Origin of the sequence: Pseudoalteromonas sp. PS5, assembly GCF_004103255.1 — a bacterium.
Taxonomy (GTDB): Bacteria; Pseudomonadota; Gammaproteobacteria; order Enterobacterales; family Alteromonadaceae; genus Pseudoalteromonas; species Pseudoalteromonas peptidolytica.
The window spans coordinates 1-19,058 of sequence record NZ_RCSQ01000091.1 but is presented as its reverse complement, the minus strand read 5'-3'; the positions used below and the strand labels follow the sequence as shown (position 1 = coordinate 19,058).

At 42.7% G+C, this 19,058-nt stretch carries 12 protein-coding genes and 1 pseudogene; 8 read left to right on the top strand and 5 right to left on the bottom strand.

Going from position 1 to position 19,058, the window contains the following annotated elements:
• Positions 1-180: 180 nt before the first annotated feature.
• Together D9603_RS12855 and nfsB are read right to left on the bottom strand one after the other, a co-directional pair.
• A complete protein-coding gene (locus D9603_RS12855) occupies positions 181-1,290 on the bottom strand; it encodes a M35 family metallo-endopeptidase (RefSeq protein ID WP_128731610.1) in 1,110 nt (369 codons plus the stop codon).
• Between the two features lie 515 nt (positions 1,291-1,805).
• On the bottom strand, positions 1,806-2,465 hold the full coding sequence (nfsB, locus tag D9603_RS12850) for an oxygen-insensitive NAD(P)H nitroreductase (protein WP_128731609.1): 660 nt from the start codon (positions 2,463-2,465) through the stop codon (positions 1,806-1,808).
• Between the two features lie 96 nt (positions 2,466-2,561).
• Between nfsB and D9603_RS12845 the strand changes: the two genes are divergently transcribed.
• Positions 2,562-3,473 carry a LysR family transcriptional regulator gene (locus tag D9603_RS12845; protein WP_128731608.1) on the top strand — a complete coding sequence of 304 codons (912 nt, stop codon included), beginning with the start codon at positions 2,562-2,564 and terminating at the stop codon, positions 3,471-3,473.
• A gap of 4 nt (positions 3,474-3,477) precedes the next feature.
• Here the strand turns inward: D9603_RS12845 and D9603_RS12840 are convergent, their stop codons facing one another.
• Positions 3,478-4,326, bottom strand: a complete 849-nt coding sequence (locus D9603_RS12840) for a sterol desaturase family protein (RefSeq protein WP_128731607.1) — start codon at positions 4,324-4,326, stop codon at positions 3,478-3,480.
• Positions 4,327-4,445: 119 nt separating this feature from the next.
• Between D9603_RS12840 and D9603_RS12835 the strand changes: the two genes are divergently transcribed.
• Positions 4,446-5,414, top strand: coding sequence for an AraC family transcriptional regulator (locus D9603_RS12835; protein WP_128731606.1), 969 nt, complete (start codon positions 4,446-4,448; stop codon positions 5,412-5,414).
• 129 nt (positions 5,415-5,543) lie between these two features.
• Here D9603_RS12835 and D9603_RS12830 read toward each other — a convergent pair whose 3' ends face one another.
• Entirely contained in the window at positions 5,544-6,686 is a 1,143-nt protein-coding gene (locus tag D9603_RS12830) for a serine hydrolase domain-containing protein (protein WP_128731605.1), read from the bottom strand.
• Between the two features lie 1,139 nt (positions 6,687-7,825).
• Between D9603_RS12830 and D9603_RS12825 the strand changes: the two genes are divergently transcribed.
• Complete coding sequence (locus D9603_RS12825) at positions 7,826-9,274, top strand: RimK family protein (RefSeq protein ID WP_128731604.1); 1,449 nt, start codon at positions 7,826-7,828, stop codon at positions 9,272-9,274.
• Positions 9,274-10,378: pseudogene (locus tag D9603_RS12820) on the top strand (GNAT family N-acetyltransferase/peptidase C39 family protein). The gene D9603_RS12825 and the pseudogene D9603_RS12820 overlap by 1 nt, the downstream one beginning before the upstream one ends.
• 140 nt (positions 10,379-10,518) lie before the next feature.
• On the opposite strand, the gene D9603_RS12815 reads toward D9603_RS12820, so the two are convergent.
• A complete protein-coding gene (locus D9603_RS12815; protein WP_128731603.1) occupies positions 10,519-12,357 on the bottom strand; it encodes a di-heme-cytochrome C peroxidase in 1,839 nt (612 codons plus the stop codon).
• Positions 12,358-12,782: 425 nt separating this feature from the next.
• Between D9603_RS12815 and D9603_RS12810 the strand changes: the two genes are divergently transcribed.
• The 4 genes from D9603_RS12810 (at position 12,783) to D9603_RS12795 (ending at position 18,948) form a co-directional block, all read left to right on the top strand.
• Positions 12,783-14,285 carry an ethylbenzene dehydrogenase-related protein gene (locus D9603_RS12810; RefSeq protein ID WP_128731602.1) on the top strand — a complete coding sequence of 501 codons (1,503 nt, stop codon included), beginning with the start codon at positions 12,783-12,785 and terminating at the stop codon, positions 14,283-14,285.
• Positions 14,282-14,953: a DUF1566 domain-containing protein gene (locus D9603_RS12805; RefSeq protein ID WP_125253990.1), complete on the top strand. Its 672-nt coding sequence runs from the start codon at positions 14,282-14,284 to the stop codon at positions 14,951-14,953. Before D9603_RS12810 ends, D9603_RS12805 begins: the two co-directional genes overlap by 4 nt.
• Before the next feature lie 10 nt (positions 14,954-14,963).
• On the top strand, positions 14,964-16,928 hold the full coding sequence (locus D9603_RS12800) for a pre-peptidase C-terminal domain-containing protein (protein WP_128731601.1): 1,965 nt from the start codon (positions 14,964-14,966) through the stop codon (positions 16,926-16,928).
• A gap of 292 nt (positions 16,929-17,220) precedes the next feature.
• Entirely contained in the window at positions 17,221-18,948 is a 1,728-nt protein-coding gene (locus D9603_RS12795) for a hypothetical protein (RefSeq protein ID WP_128731600.1), read from the top strand.
• Positions 18,949-19,058: the final 110 nt, after the last annotated feature.

The following is a 19,058-nucleotide window of genomic DNA, read 5'->3' as shown; positions in this document are numbered from 1 at the left end:
ATTAAGCAAATTGGTATAATTTAGTTGATTAACTCACTTCTTACCCCGGGTGCAGGTTAAATAGACAACAATTTGAAGGGAGAACTACCTTGTAAGCTTGGTAACACTGCTCAGTTAGTATGACCAAAGTACTTTCTCCACTTCAAAAAATTTACTTAACCTTATGTTATATAAACAGCATTAGTTTTGATATGGCGTATTTTCCGCGAAATATTCGTGGCTATCAGCATTTTGGATAGCTTGGCTTGGGTTAGAAATCGCAAGGCTTTTCGCTCCAGACTGTCCATACACAATATCGTCAGTACCGGCGACCACATTAAAGTGGCTTAGCTCATGCACAATTGTTCCAGCGCGTGAGTCTGTACCAAGCTCATTTGCATTCCAAAATGCACGACATAGATATATCTTGTACGGTTGATTTGGATATACGTAAGCAAAGTACGATTGATTACAGCTACAGTCAAACGTAAGGTCTTGGTTATCAATTGCATCGTTAATGGCGTTAAAGTTTGCTTTTACCGTCGCATAACGGCTACTGGTTGCAGATCCAAACCAAGTATTGTAACGAGTCGATGGATTGTTTGCTGAGTGACTATTTAAATAAGCGACAGAGTTATTTGTGATTTGATCCGCCGCGTCCAATGCCGATAAAATGCTGTTTTTTTCGCTATTGCTACAACGGCCCGTGAAACACGTACCATCAGTACAGTCTGCTGCAGCGCCCGGCTTTGCAGCAGCCTGAATATTGCCTTTGCTTAACGGAACACCTTCAAGCCATAAGTTAACCGCATTGGAGCTTAGCTCTGCTACTAAGCTGGTAACGCTAGATTGATGCTGCATCATACGGCTTTCCATACGCAGCTTGTCATTTCTGCCAAACAGATCGAAAGACTCAACATCATAGCTGATCTCATAATTTCCAGGCTTACTGAGGTCATAAAGTCCTGACAATTCAAATGATTTTGATAGCGTTTCACCTGATTTTAATTTGATGAAGTCTTCTTCTGTGGGCGCATGGCGTTTATAGTGAGGGCCAAAGAAATCTACTTCTTTTCCATCTCTGGTAATTTTAAATATATGTTCTTCGTCGAGATCAGTATACCAGCTTAGGATTTTTTGATTATCTTTGCCTTGGTTGGTGATGTTTAGCGTGGCGATAACGTCGCCATTTTTCTTTGTATCAACATCGACACTGACTAAGAGGTTTTCGTTCATTGCATTAGCATGTAGTGATGCGCTGATAGCTGTGGCGAGTAACCCAGCCGATACTGTGCGTGATAGTAGTTTCATTATTTCTTCCTGTTGAGGTTTTCTCAGAGCCTTGATCCTCACAAGCAATTAAGGACTGAGTTTACTTGTTGTCATTATTGTTTGAAGAACTTTAAATTTATCTTCACTTTTAATTAACAATAATATATTCAAAGTTTCAAGTGTCACTTGGAAACTTATTTTTATGTTTGAGAGAAGAGATAAATTACTAATAATTTCATGAGTATGTAATGTTATTGAAAAGTATGGATAAATTTTAATCGAATAAAGAGAAGACTTTTTTGTAAATTTATTATTTTATTTACGTTGGTTTACAATGATTGGAGCGAAGTGTTACAAACACTGATTGCGCAATGAACGAGACTTTTGAAAGTTATTGAGTTTAGCTTAGTAAGCAGCCTAGCAAACCCTCACTTAATAAACTCAGATTTATACTCTATTTTGAGATTGAGCAACTGCCTACTGGCCAGTAGGCAAGTTGAATTTAAACAGTGAGTACAAACATTTATATTTAAAAAAGCTTAACTCTCAGTCGCCTAGATTTCGGTAATGATGTCTTCGATTGCGAGGCGTGATTTAGGTAATTTAGCATTAAAATCAGTTTCGTCACGGTAGCCCAGTGCGACAATGGCAAGGGGATCAAAACCTTGTTCAGTTAATCCTAACTCTTTACCTAAGATTTCAACATCAAAACCTTCAATGGGAACCGAGTCAATGCCAAGTGACGCCGCACCGAGCAAGAACTGTCCAAGATTTAAGTAAACTTGTTTACCCGTCCAAGCTTTGATTGCTTCATCGCTGGTTTGGTTTAAGCCGACAAAATAACGGCGGCCATCATTCATTTGTGCCTCGATTTCAGAGCCTTTTTCAAATCGACCATCGGCACTTTCTTTGGCAAGCACTTTATCTAAATGCGTATCATCTATATTTTGTTTTGCAGCAAATACAACAACATGTGACGCGTTAAGTACTTTTGTTTCATTAAATTTGTAATTCTCTTGTGTGCTTTTAGCCACTTGAGTTTTGCCAGCCTCAGTACTTGCGATGACAAAATGCCATGGCTGAACGTTGGTACTAGACGGGCTTAGTCTTAGCGCCTGCTTGAGTAAGTTAATATCTGAATCACTAATTTTTTTATTAGGATCAAAGACTTTTGTGGAATAACGATTGTTAATTGCATCGCGTAATGTGTACATATTAGACTCCTAAAATTGCTTTAAAGACATAATATGGATTTACATAATCAATAAAAAGATGATAATGAGTTAAATAGTTTCAAAAATTTTTTGAAAATGAATACACAAGATTTAATCGTCGTGATGAAAACGGCTCAGCTTGGCAATATTAGTGCGGCGGCTGCGCAGTTAGATATGCAGGTTGCCACAGCGAGCGCCGCGATAAAGCGAGTGGAAAAGCACCTTGGCTTTCAACTTTTTGTGCGCTCTACGCGTAGCTTAAGGCTATCAAAGCAAGGTGAAACTTACTTGCCAATTTGCGAGCAGGCACTTGCGCTTTTGGATAATGGCAAAAAACAGGTGCTTGATAACGACAACGAAATTGACGGTGAGCTAAGGTTAACCGCACCGTCAGATTTTGGCCGTAATATTCTCCTACCTTGGCTAGACGAATTACTTGACGAATACCCCAAACTTGCCCTGAAGCTTATTCTTAATGATCACAATCTCGACTTTTATCGTGATGGTGTTGATATCGCGCTGCGCTATGGCGCGCCTGAAGACAGTAGCTTCTACGGCTTTAAAATTTGCGATGTGCCATTGCTGCTTTGTGCCTCTACGGAATACTTAGAAAAACAAGGCACACCAAAGAGCCATGAAGACTTAAGCGAGCATCAAGGGCTATTCTTTTTGATTAGAGGTAGTAAGTTTGATACGTGGAAACTGACGAAAAATGAACAAACTTACAAAGTGGTACTTAAAGGGCGTAGAACCAGTAACGATGCGGATGTGGTAAAGCGCTGGTGTGCGCAAGGAGCGGGTATTTCATTGCGCTCCGCGATAGATGTAGCAGACCAACTAGAACAAGGTGTGGTGCAAAGTATATTAAATGACTACCGCGTTGAATGTAAGCCGCTGTGGTTGATCTGCCCGTCAAAGCAAATGATCAACCCAAGCGTGAGAGTGCTGCGCGATAAACTAAGGGTGTACTGCCAAGCGCTTGTAGAAAAGGCCGAGCGATATAAGTAATGCGCTAGGGCTTGACTGAAGGTGTACTCTTAGGTTTGTCGGGTAAATGGGTTGGATAACCAAATAACGCCAACCATTTGCCCTTTAAGGTGTTTGCTTGTGAAAAGCGGTGGAACATATGACGCCACTGAGCAAAGCTTACGTCTACAGGGTTTTGCTTTGGTGCCGCACCTCTTATTCCATAGCAAATTATTATGTCTTTACGCTCCTCAACAAAGGTGCCAAAAAGCTTATCCCAAATGATGAGCACCCCGGCAAAGTTTTTATCTATATAATCGGGATTACTGGCATGATGAACTCTGTGGTGGGAAGGCGTATTAAAAATCCGCTCTACCATCCCTAATCGATTAACTGTTTGTGTATGAACAAAAAATTGAAAAGCTAAATTAATTGCGACGATGGCAAATACCAAGGTCGGGGTAAATCCAAGGAGTATCATAGGCAGCCAGAATAGCCACATACCGACAATTGGGTAAAGCAAGCTTTGGCGAAATGCGGTGGTAAAGTTCATTTTATTAGAGCTATGATGCACTACGTGTGCGCTCCAAAGCCAATGAATACAGTGTGATGCCCGGTGAAACCAGTAATACAAAAAATCTTGCAAGATAAAACCAAAAAGCAAAGTGAAGAGATTGAGTTCGATTGTGAATAAAGCAAATTGATGGAGCCAGTAAAAGAGTGGCATCAATACAAGCAAAGCTAGCGCGTCACTGCCTTGATGGAGCAAGGCAAGTAGGGCATTGAGCATTGAATCTCGCCAATCATAATATTCGTGGTGCTTGATGTACTCCCAAGCAACACAAAGTAAAAAGGCGGGACTGAGTGCCAGTAAAATTAGCGATACATCAATCATATACAGCTCCTTCTTTAGCCAAAGCTTTGGTACTTTATGCACTAGCGTAACGGGATCGTCATTGACAATCCTGCCAAACTGCGCCAAAAATTTGTCCAAATACGACAAAAGGAACTGCAATGCACTCAACTTCGTTTGTATATTTTTATAGTGCGTGGGTACATATTCATGACCATTTTACTGATAACAAGAGACTGCTAGGTGAGCTTGCAGAGCTAGTAGCGTCACGGCCTGAACGTGTACCACTTGTTGAATATGAGCGACTGCTTGGGGTAGGGCTGGAGCTGAGCGGCGATCCCTTGATTGGTTTTGAACTGGGTAAAGCCATTCAGTTGCATGACTATGGAGCGCTAGGTTACTTGGTCGAAACCAGTAAAGACTTACAGCAAGCGATTACCTCTTTATTGCATTACGATGCCATTGTTGCCGATATTGGCCTCGCTGTATTCACAAGTGATAGCGACAATGCCAAGTTAACTTGGCAACCAAAAACCCCGCTGGGTAAGCAAGCCATTTTGCGTAATATGACCGCTTGGGTGAGCGCTGCACGGCAGCTTTTGCGTTCAACTTTATCGCCTAATCAACTCCATCTTAGCTTTAGCGTGTGTGACCGAGAATTACAGCGTTTACAAACTTGGTTTGGCTGCTCCGTTTTACAAAACTGCCCTGAAAATGCACTGTGGTTTCCGTTAGATTTTCTTACCATGCCAGTCGCTACCGTCGACAGCCTAATGCACGAACATATTGAGCAAGTGCTTGCTAAAAGCGTCTCAGCGTTTTGTGATAATCATGATTTAAAGACCCGCGTTGCTAATTTACTGGCAGCAAAGCACTCACTTGCTGGAGTCAACCAAGCAAGTATTGCTAAAGCATTAAACATGAGTGTGCGTTCGATGCAGCGTAAGCTACAAATACAACACACTAGCTTTAGAGTCCTACTCGATGAAGAGCGAAAGCTTCGATTTGAACAGCTCATCGGCAACACGAGATTACTCGATATTGTCGATGCGCTTGGTTTTACAGAGCAAAGTGCGCTCAATAAAGTTTGTATGAAATGGTACGGGAAATCACCATCAAAGCTAAAATGAAGAGCCGAAGGTGGGTAAGTTTGGGCTAGTTAGTCAAACTCCCAGCATCGGTGCAAATATGTATTGAGAATACATACTTGGCATCATCGATTTCCAACAACCGTTACCTCACCGCTTACGCGTTTTAATTCAATAAATCGAAGGGTCTTCCCCGTCCCATAATTTTAAAGCAGCCAATATTTCAAAGGTTGCATAAGTAAAGTCACTTACACTCAAGGACACCGAATTACACATTCCCACAACAGACGTTTTGGTGTCTGGCCTTCGAATGTAACTGGTGTCTGTGCCGACCCACCCCCCGTTGTGGAAATAATAACGTCCATCAGTATTTTGCCCATTGGCGTAATACCACTTTCCTTCATCACTCTCTGGAATATTGATATTTGGCTTGTTCATTAGCGCCATTAACGTTTCTGGATCTTTGCCTAGCTTAGGAGTTTGGAAGTGAGTATCCCAAATAAGCATGTCATCTATGGTGGTGAATAAGCCTCCATCACCAATAGTGTGTAAAGCGGTTAAATGATTGAGCTGTTTTCCTGCTTCAGGTGAACGATATCCTGAAGCGCGGTGAGGAATAACCTCTTCGGCGCTATCTGAAAAAAATGTGTGCTTCATACCGAGCGGCTTAAATATACGCTTGTCGGTGAATTCGCGTATCGTCATTCCGCTTACCCGCTCAATCAATTTTGCCAGAATGATATACCCGTGATTACTGTATTTCATTGTGGTGTCAGGCTCATGTACAAGCGGGAAATCTTTAATGACAGAATAGTATTCCGCATTTGGTATGAATTGTTCACTACCTATCATAAATCGGCTTAAAGGAGATTCACGTAGCGTGTCTAGGTGATCGTCGAAGTTTCCTAAACCAGAGAAATGACCTAGCATTGAATTAATGGTAATTTTTCTTCCATAATCTTTTAAATCAGGTAGGTGCTTGCGTATATCGTCTTCGAGCTTGATGGCTCCATCATCTGCTAATAACAAAACAGCAAACGCTGTAAATTGCTTTGATACCGACGCCATTCTGAATACCGATTGATTATTGAGGGGGATTTGGTGTTCTAAATTAGCCAGGCCATAGCTTTTTTTGAAAATAAACTTTTTGTTTTGGATAATACCTATAGAGCAGCCCGGTCCATCTGGGCTAATGCTTTTATCTGCAATTGCATCCATTCTTTTTTCTAAAAGCATTAGCTGCTTATTCTGTGCAACAGTTTGACCTGAACTGAGTAATAAACTAAAGGTGAACGCCTGAATTAATCTGTGCATGAGTTTTTCCTATTTTATTATTTATGCTTAGAAACATTTGCCTTCCATGTAAACTAAAACGTTAGGTGATTTTACATTCTCACTACCATTGTCACGTACTAAAACTCGTTATATAACATTTTGTAACTCCAAAATATTAATCGTTTTAGGTTGAAAAATATACTCTATGTTTGTATCGGAAAGAATATGACATGTCTGCTAAATTAGCTACGCCAGTAAAGGACTAAAGAGAAGCCTTGATGTCAGAGCCAAGGCTGATAAATCGCAGACACCCATAATAAAGTTATACATTCTTACTGCGTTAGCTATGCCAGTACAGTGCAAACAGAAGTGGTTGTTATTTATTTCTTTCATCATTGAATTGTTTAAATATCTTTGCTAAGTTGTATAAGCCTTAAGCTATTTTAGGGTTTCTTAAAAGGATATTATGATGAAAAACCTATCACTTAAAGTTGTAAAATTGAAAAGCCTCTCAAAAAAAGAGCCTATTAAACATGAGTTAACTCCTTATGTCGCGGGTGGAACGGATATACCGGATAAACCTATCACGGGTCATTGTTCAGATATCTGCACTTCAGCTTGTAGCTGGCGAGGATGTTAGTCTGCAGGTGAAATTATTAAAGTAGTAATGCCTCAAGACAGAGGCATTACTACTTTGAAAAAGTACCACTAAATCGCAGAAACCCACAATCAAGTTATACATTCTTACTGCGTGAGCTACGCCAGTAAAGGACTAAAGAGAAGCCTTGATGTCAGAGCCAAGGCTAGTTACAAATATAAACAACTACAACCAAAGCGTTCATTGCTCTTGGCGTTTTGAAGTGTGCCTATCGTTTGCTATTTCATTCTTCATTTTCTTTTTAAACACGAGAAATCTTAATCGTTTCAATCAAATCTGATTGTGAATGTTTTTATGGTTTTCAAAATCTTGAAATTAAAGGTTTTTATTTTTACTCCCGACCGCAAGAAAGATTTATCTTGAGCATCAAAATTACTCAATTGCTAAGAGCTATATTTAAGATTACAACTACTTCACTTTATGTGGGTGCTCTCAATTTCCCACTTACCCTATGTTAACTCGTGGGGTGCTAAAACCATCAAATATTGATGTTAAGCATCGCCACTCAAGGACTCTTTAGATGCTATCTACTTTATTCGTTGTTGATCAAAGCACCGATGTGCTGCCGCTGGCAAACAACGTTGTCACCTTTGAAACCTATTTACAGGAATACCCAAAGCTTGGCGAATCAAAACTTCGAGTGATTAATTTATGTGACTGTGACCGCTATTTAAGCCAAGGTTACTACTGCTCTTTACTTGCTGAGGCGCGTGACCATCAGGTGATCCCGAGCATCAAAGTGATTAATGGCTTAAGGGACGGTGATAACGCATTATTTTTATCCCAAACTTGGTTTGATAAAAGAGATATGCGTGTTGCAGAGGATATAGAGCTTATCATCTGTATGGGTGAGACGCAGTCTACTGAGTTTGCTAAGTTAGCTGCGTACTTATTCCAGCAGTTTCCTGCACCATTATTAAAGGTGGTGTTGCAACTTCAGGATAAAGGTGTACGTGTGCAGGTACAGCGGCGCGACTTTTCGACGCTACAGCCTGCGCAGCTTGCGTTTTGTACTCAGGTACTAGGACATGTTTACGCAACTCAGTGGAACAAGCGCAAGAGCCACAAAAAATATCGCTGGGATATTGCCATGTTAGTGGATCATGATGAGAAGCTACCGCCGAGCAATAAAGGTGCCATTAGCCGTTTTGTTAAGGCGGGTGAAAAGCTAGGAATGAAGGTGCATCCGTTGGAAGCGTCTGAGCTGTATAACTTAGGTCAATATGATGGCTTATTTATCCGTGAAACAACGGCAATTGATCATCACACTTATCGCCTTGCGCAAGAGGCAGAGCAAAAAGATTTAGTGGTAATTGATGACCCAAGCTCTATTTTGCGCTGTTGTAATAAGGTGTTTTTACATGATGCCTTTAATTACAAGAAGGTGCCAAGTTTAGAGACGCGATTTGTTAGCCAGTGCACTGAACAAGTAATTGATAAGCTCATTGACGACTTGTCGTTACCTATGGTGCTTAAAATGCCTGAGAGCTTGTTCTCAAAAGGTGTTTTTAAAGTGAAAACCAAAGAAGAGGTGACAGAGCGCCTAGAAGCACTGATGAAAGTCTCTGCGATTGTACTAGCGCAAGCATACTTGTATACCGAGTACGATTGGAGAATTGGTGTATTAAATGGCCGAGCGGTATACGCCTGCCGTTATCATATGGCACGTAACCATTGGCAAATTTATAACCACGGCTCAAAGCGTAACTTTTCTGGTGGCTTTGACACTTTGCCAACGTTTGAAGTGCCAAAAGCGGTATTGCGGGCGGCATTAAAAGCGGCAGCAGTCGTAGGCAATGGTTTGTATGGAATTGATATTAAAGAGCACAATGGTAAGGCCTACGTGCTTGAAGTAAATGACAACCCCAATATTGACCAAGGGGTTGAAGACAAGTATCTCGGTGACGAGCTGTACATGCAGGTAATGTCTGAATTATTAAGGCGCCTAGAAGCAAGAGGTAAAAAGTAATGTTACAACCGGCGTTAGTGCTTGAGAAGGCAGTCCCACAAGATTTGAATGGTCTTAGCGCGTTAGAGCAGCAATGCTTTAGTGCAGACAAGCTCAGCCGTCGCCAACTCAAGCATTACATTAATTTTGAACATAGCCTATTGCTAACCGCTAAACTTGCTGAAGAGCTTGTGGGATATGGTCTCCTTTGGCTACATCAAGGAACACGCCTAGCAAGACTTTATTCGCTGGCGGTGTCGCCACAGCATCAAGGGCAAGGTATAGCACGCCAACTCATGTCAGAGTTAGAAGCCAAAGCGGGTGAATTTGGTTGGCTATACGTGCGTCTAGAGGTTGCTAAGCGCAATACCTCTGCCATTGGTTTGTATAAGCGTATGGGTTATCGGGTGTTTGGTGAGTATCAAAACTACTATGCAGACCAAGATGATGCGCTAAGAATGCAAAAGTGTGTACGCAAGCTATCAAAGCAGGCCGTATTACTTCCCGCACCTTGGTATCAGCAAACTACTGAGTTCACTTGCGGCCCTGCGTCACTGATGATGGCGATGGCGAGTATTGATTCTGGGTGTATGGGCGATCAAATATTGGAGCTTCAGATTTGGCGTGAAGCGACGACTATATTTATGACCACCGGACACGGTGGGTGTCACCCGTTTGGTTTGGCATTGGCAGCTGAACGCCGGGGTTTTGCAGCAGAGGTGGCAGTTAATACATCTGGGCCACTCTTTTTGGATGGTGTAAGAAGCGCGCAGAAAAAACAAATCATGACGTTAGTACATGAGCAATTTCAGCAAGAATGTGAGTATCGAGATATTCCGATTCATCAGACCGATGTGCAATTAGCGCAGGTGGAAAAATGGCTATCACAAGGCAGTGCTGGCGTTAATAAGCACGTATCGGTTAAACGGTAAAAAGGCACCACATTGGGTACTAATTACGGGTATAGATGAATTATGTTTATATCTTAATGATCCTGATGTAGAGGACAATCAAAATCCAATTGATTGCCAACAAGTTCCAATTGCAAGGGCTGATTTTGAAAAAATGATCACCTTTGGTGCAAGTAAGCTAAGTGCCTTAGTTGTGTTGCATGAGTCATTTTGAGCAAACAGTACTACACCGCCTGAGTTAGAGTAAAGGGGGAGCTTGCTCATCCTTTACCCCTAACTATCAGCAAACAGGCACTTCACTCAGAAAGTAGTGTTGATAAAGTAAGAGCATCAGTTATAGCCCTTATTTTGTCCTTATAATGTCTTTAAAAACTCGACAAGTTGCCATTTTTCGTCGTTGCTTAACGTTGTGCCATGGAGGTGCCCATGATTACTATTTCCAGGCATCACATCACCATTTCCCTGCTTTACATTAAATTCATTCATGCCTTTATGGGTGATATAACCCACATGTACAGGATCGAACTGGCGACTACCAACCCAAAAAGTATCCGGACGTAATTCAGGTGATTGTAGTAATGACCATAAGTTGGGAACTGAGCCGTTGTGAAGATACGGAGCCGTTGCCCAAATGCCATTGAGTGGCCGAGCTTTGTAAACACCAGCATCATAAAAGCCATCTTGGCAATCTACATCCGTATCAGGGCTTAGATCATGCCTGTTTTTCAGATATACTTTGAGGCGTTCTTCTATGGACTTTTTGGCCGTGGTTTTCTTACCATTTGGGCCTGCACGTTCAGCAACAAGCCCAGCTTCAATGGCTTTAATGGGATGCTTTAACACTAGGCCGACAACCCCATTTACCGGTATATCAATCGCTCTATCAATGGCATCAAACTTATTTCCTATCAAAATATCTGTTTTCGTACCAGCCAAGAATAAGGTCTTAGCTTGATGACAACTGGCATTATTGGACATCGTCGGATCAGTGCCAATTGTTCTAACGGGCACGGTTACTGCCTGATAATCTTTAAGCACGTTTTTTCGGTCAATCAGTTGGTGACAATTGGCACAATTATCCTGATATAACAATTTACCCTGCGCGGCTTTATTGGTATCAATACCAGGTAAGTATTGCTCAGGCCAAGCTGGTGGTAATAAAGTCTTAACCCACGCCTCTAGTTGCCCAAGACCTTGAATATCGACAGTTGAGCTGTAACGAGCATGTTTCCCCCAAACTCGTTGCCAAACAGGTGCTTCCTCAATAGCTAGTGAACCGAACACGCCGACGACTTCTCCGATGTTTCTGACCAAAGGACCAATCACAGGAACGTTTGGTGCAGATGCGTTCCACTGTACGACATTAGACTGATGTGTCCCCCACAAGAAGGGATAAGAGACAGGGGCCGTAGGTGCATTTTTATTATTGAGATCATCCAGCGCGAAAGCAGTACCAGCATTTTGAATATTACCAAAGGCGTCTAAGCGGGCGTAGCTGGTAAAGTCCTCAGGGTAGTGTGCTGGCAAAGCATTAACCGTTTGTCGCTCAGCGGTGGCAAGGGCAACATGTTTAAGATCTTCGCGCAAATCGTCAATTAACTCAGCAGATGTGCTACCTTTCAATACACGTTTGGCAAACCGATTGAATTTCTGATTATCATTAAGCGTGGCTTCAAGTGCGGCATTTAAGCGGCTAAAAAAGAGCACAAAATTGGCCAGTGTCGGTGCACCTTCGATCAGGATTTTAGTGTCATTAAAATCAAGTTGATTGGTGTGACATGCCGCACAAGTCATACCAACCCAAGCTTGTCCGGTCTGTTGGTTGTGATGAAGTGCAAACCCAATCGGTAATCCCGATGGGTTATTTGCAGATGTTTTACTTGGCAAATAACGCAGCATTTCCATGTGTTCACTATCACGAAAAAGTGCGGTACTGTCGGGCTGTTCTAACCACGTAAACCATGAATAGGGGATTATCTGAGAGCCTTGACCTGTAAACCAAAAGTCCTGTCGTAACTTATCAGACCACCCTTGGTTTAGCCAAACCCGCTTAGGAACTTGACCTGAATGTGTTACTTGCTCAACGACTTCTTTTGATATTTCAGGTTTGTTAGTGAGTGACGTACAACTTGCAAGGAGCAAGGTACAGATAATTGCAGTGTTTATATATTGTAATACTGGTGGCTTATCCATAATTTTCTTTGCTTTGACGGTAAAGGTACAGACAACCTTAGTACATGGCTTTTAACAATCAAGTTACATCACATTACACCAATAAAGCAGGTTTATAAGTGACCTTGACGCTGAAATAGAGAGTTGGTCAAGCTATTGTTTTTAAAGCTTTCCTAGAGATGCCTTTTTACTGTATTAGTGTTTTTTAGTAACGGAGAGCTTGCAGCTTTTTTCTATTTTATTTTTTATCTATTTGATATTTATTATAAATTTTATTTAACAAAGCACAGGCTAAGCGCCCCCTGTTATTGTTAAAACATGACTGCTCAAGCTGCTTGAGTTATTCAAGGCGCTGATTATTTATCAGACTTTACTTTTCAAAGATGAAATATTTATGTAAATTTATTTGTTTACACTGTATTTACTTTGTTTGTTGGGGAGCATTTGTGCGTCGAAGTAGTTTCGCTATTTTCCATTTGATGGCAGTGGTAGTTATTTTGTTTGGGCTGATCACTGGCCCTCGTTTGGCTATTATTAACCATGACTTTCTTGCATTTTTATCGCCGTTATTGCCCCAAGGTGCAATACTCTCAACGCATGTACTGTCTGGTTGTGTGCTGACCTTGATTGCGATTGCATTTGCATTTGTGAGTCTTCGCAGCCCCTTTTATGGTACGCCCAGCAAATTTGACAAACTCATTAACTGGTTTGGTTATATCAGCATCATCCTTGCCATTATTACGGGCTGGTTATTATGGTTAAGCCCACAATCTCTAGGTCTCATTGTTCATGGCATTTGCGCCGCAGCCATTATGGTTTATTTATTGCTACATGGGGTAAAGCATATTGTCTATAAAGGTAAACGAGTTCTGAGTGTGTTGATACCGAGAAACGCCTTAGTACTGCTAAGCTGTTGCATGGCGCTTGTGTATTGCTCAGGGTTAGGTGTGCAATATTTTATGTTGACGCAGCATTTACGATTAGAGATAGCGCCCCTGTCTGAACACAGTTTTCTTGAAATCGATGGTCTTGGTGACGAGCCAGAATGGTCTCGAGCAAAACCCGTGACATTAACTACGTTTGGTGGGGCAAACTTTACCGATGGCAGTAGTGAGGTGGAGATAAAGGCGCTGAGTAATCACAGCGAAACCTTTTTCCTGATCCGTTGGCAAGATCCCACCCAAAGTCTATCTCACTTACCGTTGGAAAAAACCGCAGCAGGGTGGCAAGTTCAAGAAGATGGTTTTTACCGTTTTGATGAGCGTACTTACTATGAAGACAAATTTGCCATCATGCTGTCGACAACCTGTGAGCTGGGAGGAGATGGAACTGTCCATTATGGCGATACCCCGCTAAATGATAAACCGCAAAATTGGCACGGCAAAGGGTACCATGCCAGCACTGACGGTCGTGTACGCGATCTGTGGCATTGGAAGGCCCTAAGAACCAACGATATGTACTTGGCAGATGACAACTTTGTTGGAGCGGCAAAAAAGGTGGCGCTAGGAGAGCGGCGCTATACCGCAGGTTACCAAGCTGATGGTAAAGAAAGTGGGGCTTATGTAATGAATTGGCGTTGGTATTCACCCGACACAGTGACCCCAAAACGGCTGCCAATTCCTACCGCTGAAGAAACACCAAACAAGGTACTTGATTGGTTTTCTAGTACAGTCTACACACCACAATCTGATAGCGCGAAAATAGGTGAGCAACTTCCATCGGTGTTGTATCGCTCAAATCGTTTTGAAGGGGATAGAGCGGACGTAAGAGCGCGTGGGCGTTGGCAAGATGGTTATTGGACACTGGAACTGGTCAGGAAACACCAAACTAACTCAGCCCTTGATGTAGATTTACAGTCAGGTGTGTGTATGTGGGTATCGGCCTTTGATCATGCACAAATTGCACACACTCGACATCACAGAGCCATCCAGTTGCGGTATATGCTATGAATATCACTTCACGCTTTATTTTGACGCTGATAATCGTGGGGATGACCTTCGCTTGTTTGTGGGGAGAGCCTCCAAAGCGCAAAGCGCCAGCGCATAGTCGCTTTATCAAAGTAACGAGTGATATGCAGCCGTTATCAGCATGGCAAGGACCGTGGCATTGTGTATACGACAAAAAGTTAAATCTCATTTGGGAAGTCAAACGTGACGATGAATCTATTCATGACGGTTACTGGAGCTACTCTTGGTACGATGGTAATACAGGTATTGCTGATCAAGGGGATTGTTACTTTGAAGCATCTCGTTGTGATAGCCAAGACCTTATTCGTAACACCAACCGTGCTGCACTGTGCGGTAGTACTATGTGGCGCTTGCCTACCCCCGCAGAGCTGCGCTCATTAATTCAAACACCTAATAGTCCAGGTAGTCCGCATATTGCGAGTGATTTTTTCCCCCATATTAAAAATGGTGATTACTGGAGCAATGCAGCTGATGCCCAATTACCTCGTGCATTTAGAGGTAAAAAACGAGGGGCTGTTGCGGTGAACTTTCATACAAAAGAGTCGCTTTCATTGCCTTATGACAATGCTGCTTTTGTGATGCTGGTGGCAACGCCACCAATACAACTCTCTACGGCTCTAAGTGGTAATGAGCCTATTACGCTTAACTAGGACCAAGGAAATGAAATACACGTATACAGCAACATTATTACTTACCACGAGCCTCTCTTTTGGCAGCATGGCTGCCAGTGATTATCATCGGCTGGTTTGGGATGCAGAGCCTAGCACCTCAGCCACAATCGGTTTTACTGCCACATCGGGAACCGGTCATATCGTGAAATATGGCAATACGACCGATGAACAAACTTGGCGCAGTGGCGCAGTTAGTGCGACTCATACTTTTGATAATGGCCTTTCAAGTTCATTTGTAAAGTTAACGGGCTTAACACCCAATAGTGCCGTGTATTATCGCGTGTGTGATTCTGAAGGGTGTGGTCAGCGACTTTGGTTTAGAACGGCACCACAAACGGCATCGGGGATCACCGCTGTGGCTGGTGGGGATACGCGCACCGGATGGACAACGCGACGCAAGGGTAATGCGTTGATTGCCAAAATTAGGCCGTTATTTATTATGCATGGTGGAGATTATACCAATGCAAATTCAGCTTCTGAAATGCGTGAGTATCTAAAAGATTGGCAATTAACATTTTCAGATGACTTAATAAATGGGCTGGCTTATAAACGTATTTATCCGTTTGTCGCGACGCATGGAAATCATGAAGATGATAATTATAAAACGCTCTGCCAAGTGTTTGGCGTGGATTATGATCAAGATGGGACGTGCACCGCAAAGGACACCTATGGTGCGTTTAATGTCGCTGGCCTGTTGCGGGTGTATACGCTAAATAGTCAATTTAAAAACAGTGGGTGGTCGAATTATGCAACAGCCATGAATAACTGGCTAAAAAGTGATTTACAATCGCAGGGAGCTGGCGCCAAATGGCGTGTTGCACAGTACCACAAACCTATGTATCCACACTACTCAGGTAAGTCTGACAATACCATATTACATACGTGGTGGGCGCAGACTTTTTATGACCATGCGATGAACCTCGTCGTTGAGTCTGACACCCATATCAATAAGCTCACTTATGCACTTAGCCCCACCAGTAATGGATTCAGTGCAACTACACAAGGTGGTACGGTTTATGTGGGTGAAGGTAGCTGGGGAGCACCTGCAAGAAGTGCGAATGATCCAAAAAGTTGGACGATTGACTTGGCTAGTATTCAGCAGTTTAAAGTATTGAGTGTGACCAATGACAAGCTGACAGTACGTACCGCAGAGTTTTCTAGTAATGCGACGGTGTTGACTAAAGCTGAGCGTGACGCCGATCCGCTGGCGCTGCCTATGAATATGACATGGTGGTATGCCACAGAAATTGGTGAGGAGCTAAACTTACTTAAAGCTGCAAATAACCTTTCGGTAATAGATACACCGGTGATAGAGCCTCCTTTGCCGACAGAGTTGATCAGTGGTCAAGCTGAAACCAATTTAACAGGCGCACAAGCATCACAGTCACTCTTCTATATTGCAGTGCCTCCGACGGCGACACAATTGACGGTAGAGACACGTGGCGGTCAAGGTGACGTAGATTTGTACGTACTCTTTAATGCACCACCCACCACAAACAACTTTGAGTGTCGCCCCTATAAGTCTGGCAATAATGAAGTGTGTACCATCACACCGGTACAGTCAGGCAATTATTATGTGATGCTTAATGGCTACCGTGATTATTCAGGTGTGTCTTTGACAGCGACCTATTCGACAGACACACCGCCGGATCAAGGCAAGCAAAAACAATGGCCAGATCAAGGTGGAAGCAAAGGACAATGGCAGTATTATACATTTGATGTTGCACAAGGAACGCAAAGCTTACAGATCAGTGCAGCAGGAGGGACAGGGGATGCCGATTTATATGTCCGTTTTGGTCAAAAACCAACAAGCGAATTGTATGAGTGTCGCCCCTATGAAAACGGCAATAATGAGCTGTGTACTATTACAGCGCCGGCCGCAGGGCAATGGCACATTGGACTTTACGGCTACGCCGCCTATTCTGGCGTAACAGTGGAGGCTAATGCTCAGTAGTCATGGTAATAATATGCTTGAGCTTGGAACAAACACTTGTTTTTGGCTCAGGCTATACGTTAGGCCGGGTTAAGTAATTATTTTGGCGTGTGATCACAGAAGATAGGCTTGTTGCAAAATAGAGTGAATTGATGGAATTGCGACAATAATCAGGGTACAATTACGCTGCTTTTTTGGACGCATTCATGCGTTCTGGCAACGACCTCTGAGGCTCGCAATCGTTGCGGTTCGTAGGGAAGAATAATTGATCACGAGCTGGATTTAGTCTCGTGGTGATAACAAGGATCATATTATGAATACAAAACTTCTCGTTGGCTTAGGTGCTGTGGCTATTGCCGTTGGTGCTTATGTTTCTACTCAACCTTCTTCACCTAGCATAGCCATGGAACAGCTAGAGTATGTGCCTGCTGACACTGCGGTTTTTTGGGGGCAGTTGCAGCCTTTTGAGCAGCAAAAATACCTCTCTTTCATGCCTCAGGAACTAAGGCAGATCCAAGATATTGAAGAAGTAACTGCAATAATCAGACAGGAAAATAATAAGCATCTTAACTTCTTGGCGACATTATTAGAGCAGTATAATCAAGCGATGACTTCGCCTGAGCAAATGAAAGCTATCCTTGGTATGGGTGACACAGTGAGAAGTGTGTTCTATACCGTAGGTTTGTTACCTTCAATTCGCTATGAACTTGCAGATCCTGAAGCGTTAAACCGTACCATCAAAATGGCAGCTAAAGACGCTGGTATTACATTCGAGGAAGACACGCTAGATGGCGTGGCGCTGACGCGTTACAAACTTGAGGTTGCCCCAGATGCCAATATTGAGCTGATCACCTCTATTCAGGGACAGTGGATCACCACTACTTTCAATACACCGATTAACACTGAAGCCGATCTAAAAATTGCACTAGGTATTGCCAAGCCCGCTCAATCACTTGCACAATCAGGCAAACTTGAACAGTACAACGAGCAATTTGGTTTTGATGGTGCGTCAATTGCGTTTTTAAATCACGTGGCGTTAGTTGATGGGATCACAGCAAATAAGCAGTCTGATTTGGCACGTATGCTGAACAACATATTGCAGTTAGGTGGTGGCGCAGAAGAGCTTGCAAGCATCAGAACGCCAGAATGCCAAGCTGACTACAGCGCAATTGCGAATCAGTGGCCTGCAACGGTAATGGGTACTAAGAAGGTTCAATTTACCAATTCTGAAATCGACTTTGAAATTGACACTGTGGTTGTTGGTAAAGATACAGAGTTAATGAAAGCGCTTGGTTCTATTCGTGGCTTTATTCCTGCGCATGTCACTAATGATGAAGACAAAGTGCTAGGGTTTGGATACGGCGTGGATGTTGCTAAGATTGCACCGCTTGCTAACACCTTATGGAGTCGCTTTACTAAAGCGGAGTTTTCTTGTGCAGAGCTTGTCGCAGCGCAGCAACAAGCTAAGCAAAATAGTCCAATGGCAGTGGCGATGATGACTGGTATGGTTAACTCTGTAAAAGGTGTAAGCGCATCAGTGTTTGATTTATCAATAGATCAGAATGCTCAAGGGATGCCTGAGCCAAAAGCGGTTGATGCACTTATTACGCTCTCAGCAGAAGACCCATTAGTATTGGTGAATACTGTTAAAGGTCTTGCTCCTATGCTTGCACAAATTGAAATACCTGAAGATGGTAGCCCCATCTCAATTAATCAATATATCCCTTCTCCGCAGCCGCTAGGAATAGATATTAAACTGGCGCTAAAAGGAGATCACTTAGTATTATTTACTGGTGAAAAGTCTACTGTTGTTGCACAGAAAATGGCAGACCAAGCACTTGAGAGTAATGGCATGACACACTTTAGCATGGATATGCAGGCCTTTTTGACACCAATGCTAACCGCATTGAAGTCAGCAGGGCAACCTGTTCCTGAAAGTCTCGATGCGCTCCTGGAGCAAAATATGGTGTTTGAGTTTAGTATGGATGTGGCTGAACATGGCCTCGTATTTGGTACTGATATGAAGCTAAAAAAGCTATAAATATCAAGTACAAATAACACGTAAAAAATGCCGACTTACTGTCGGCATTTTTGTGTCTGAGGTTATACCAATTTGACTTAATGCTTGCTCAATTTGAAGGCGTAAATCTG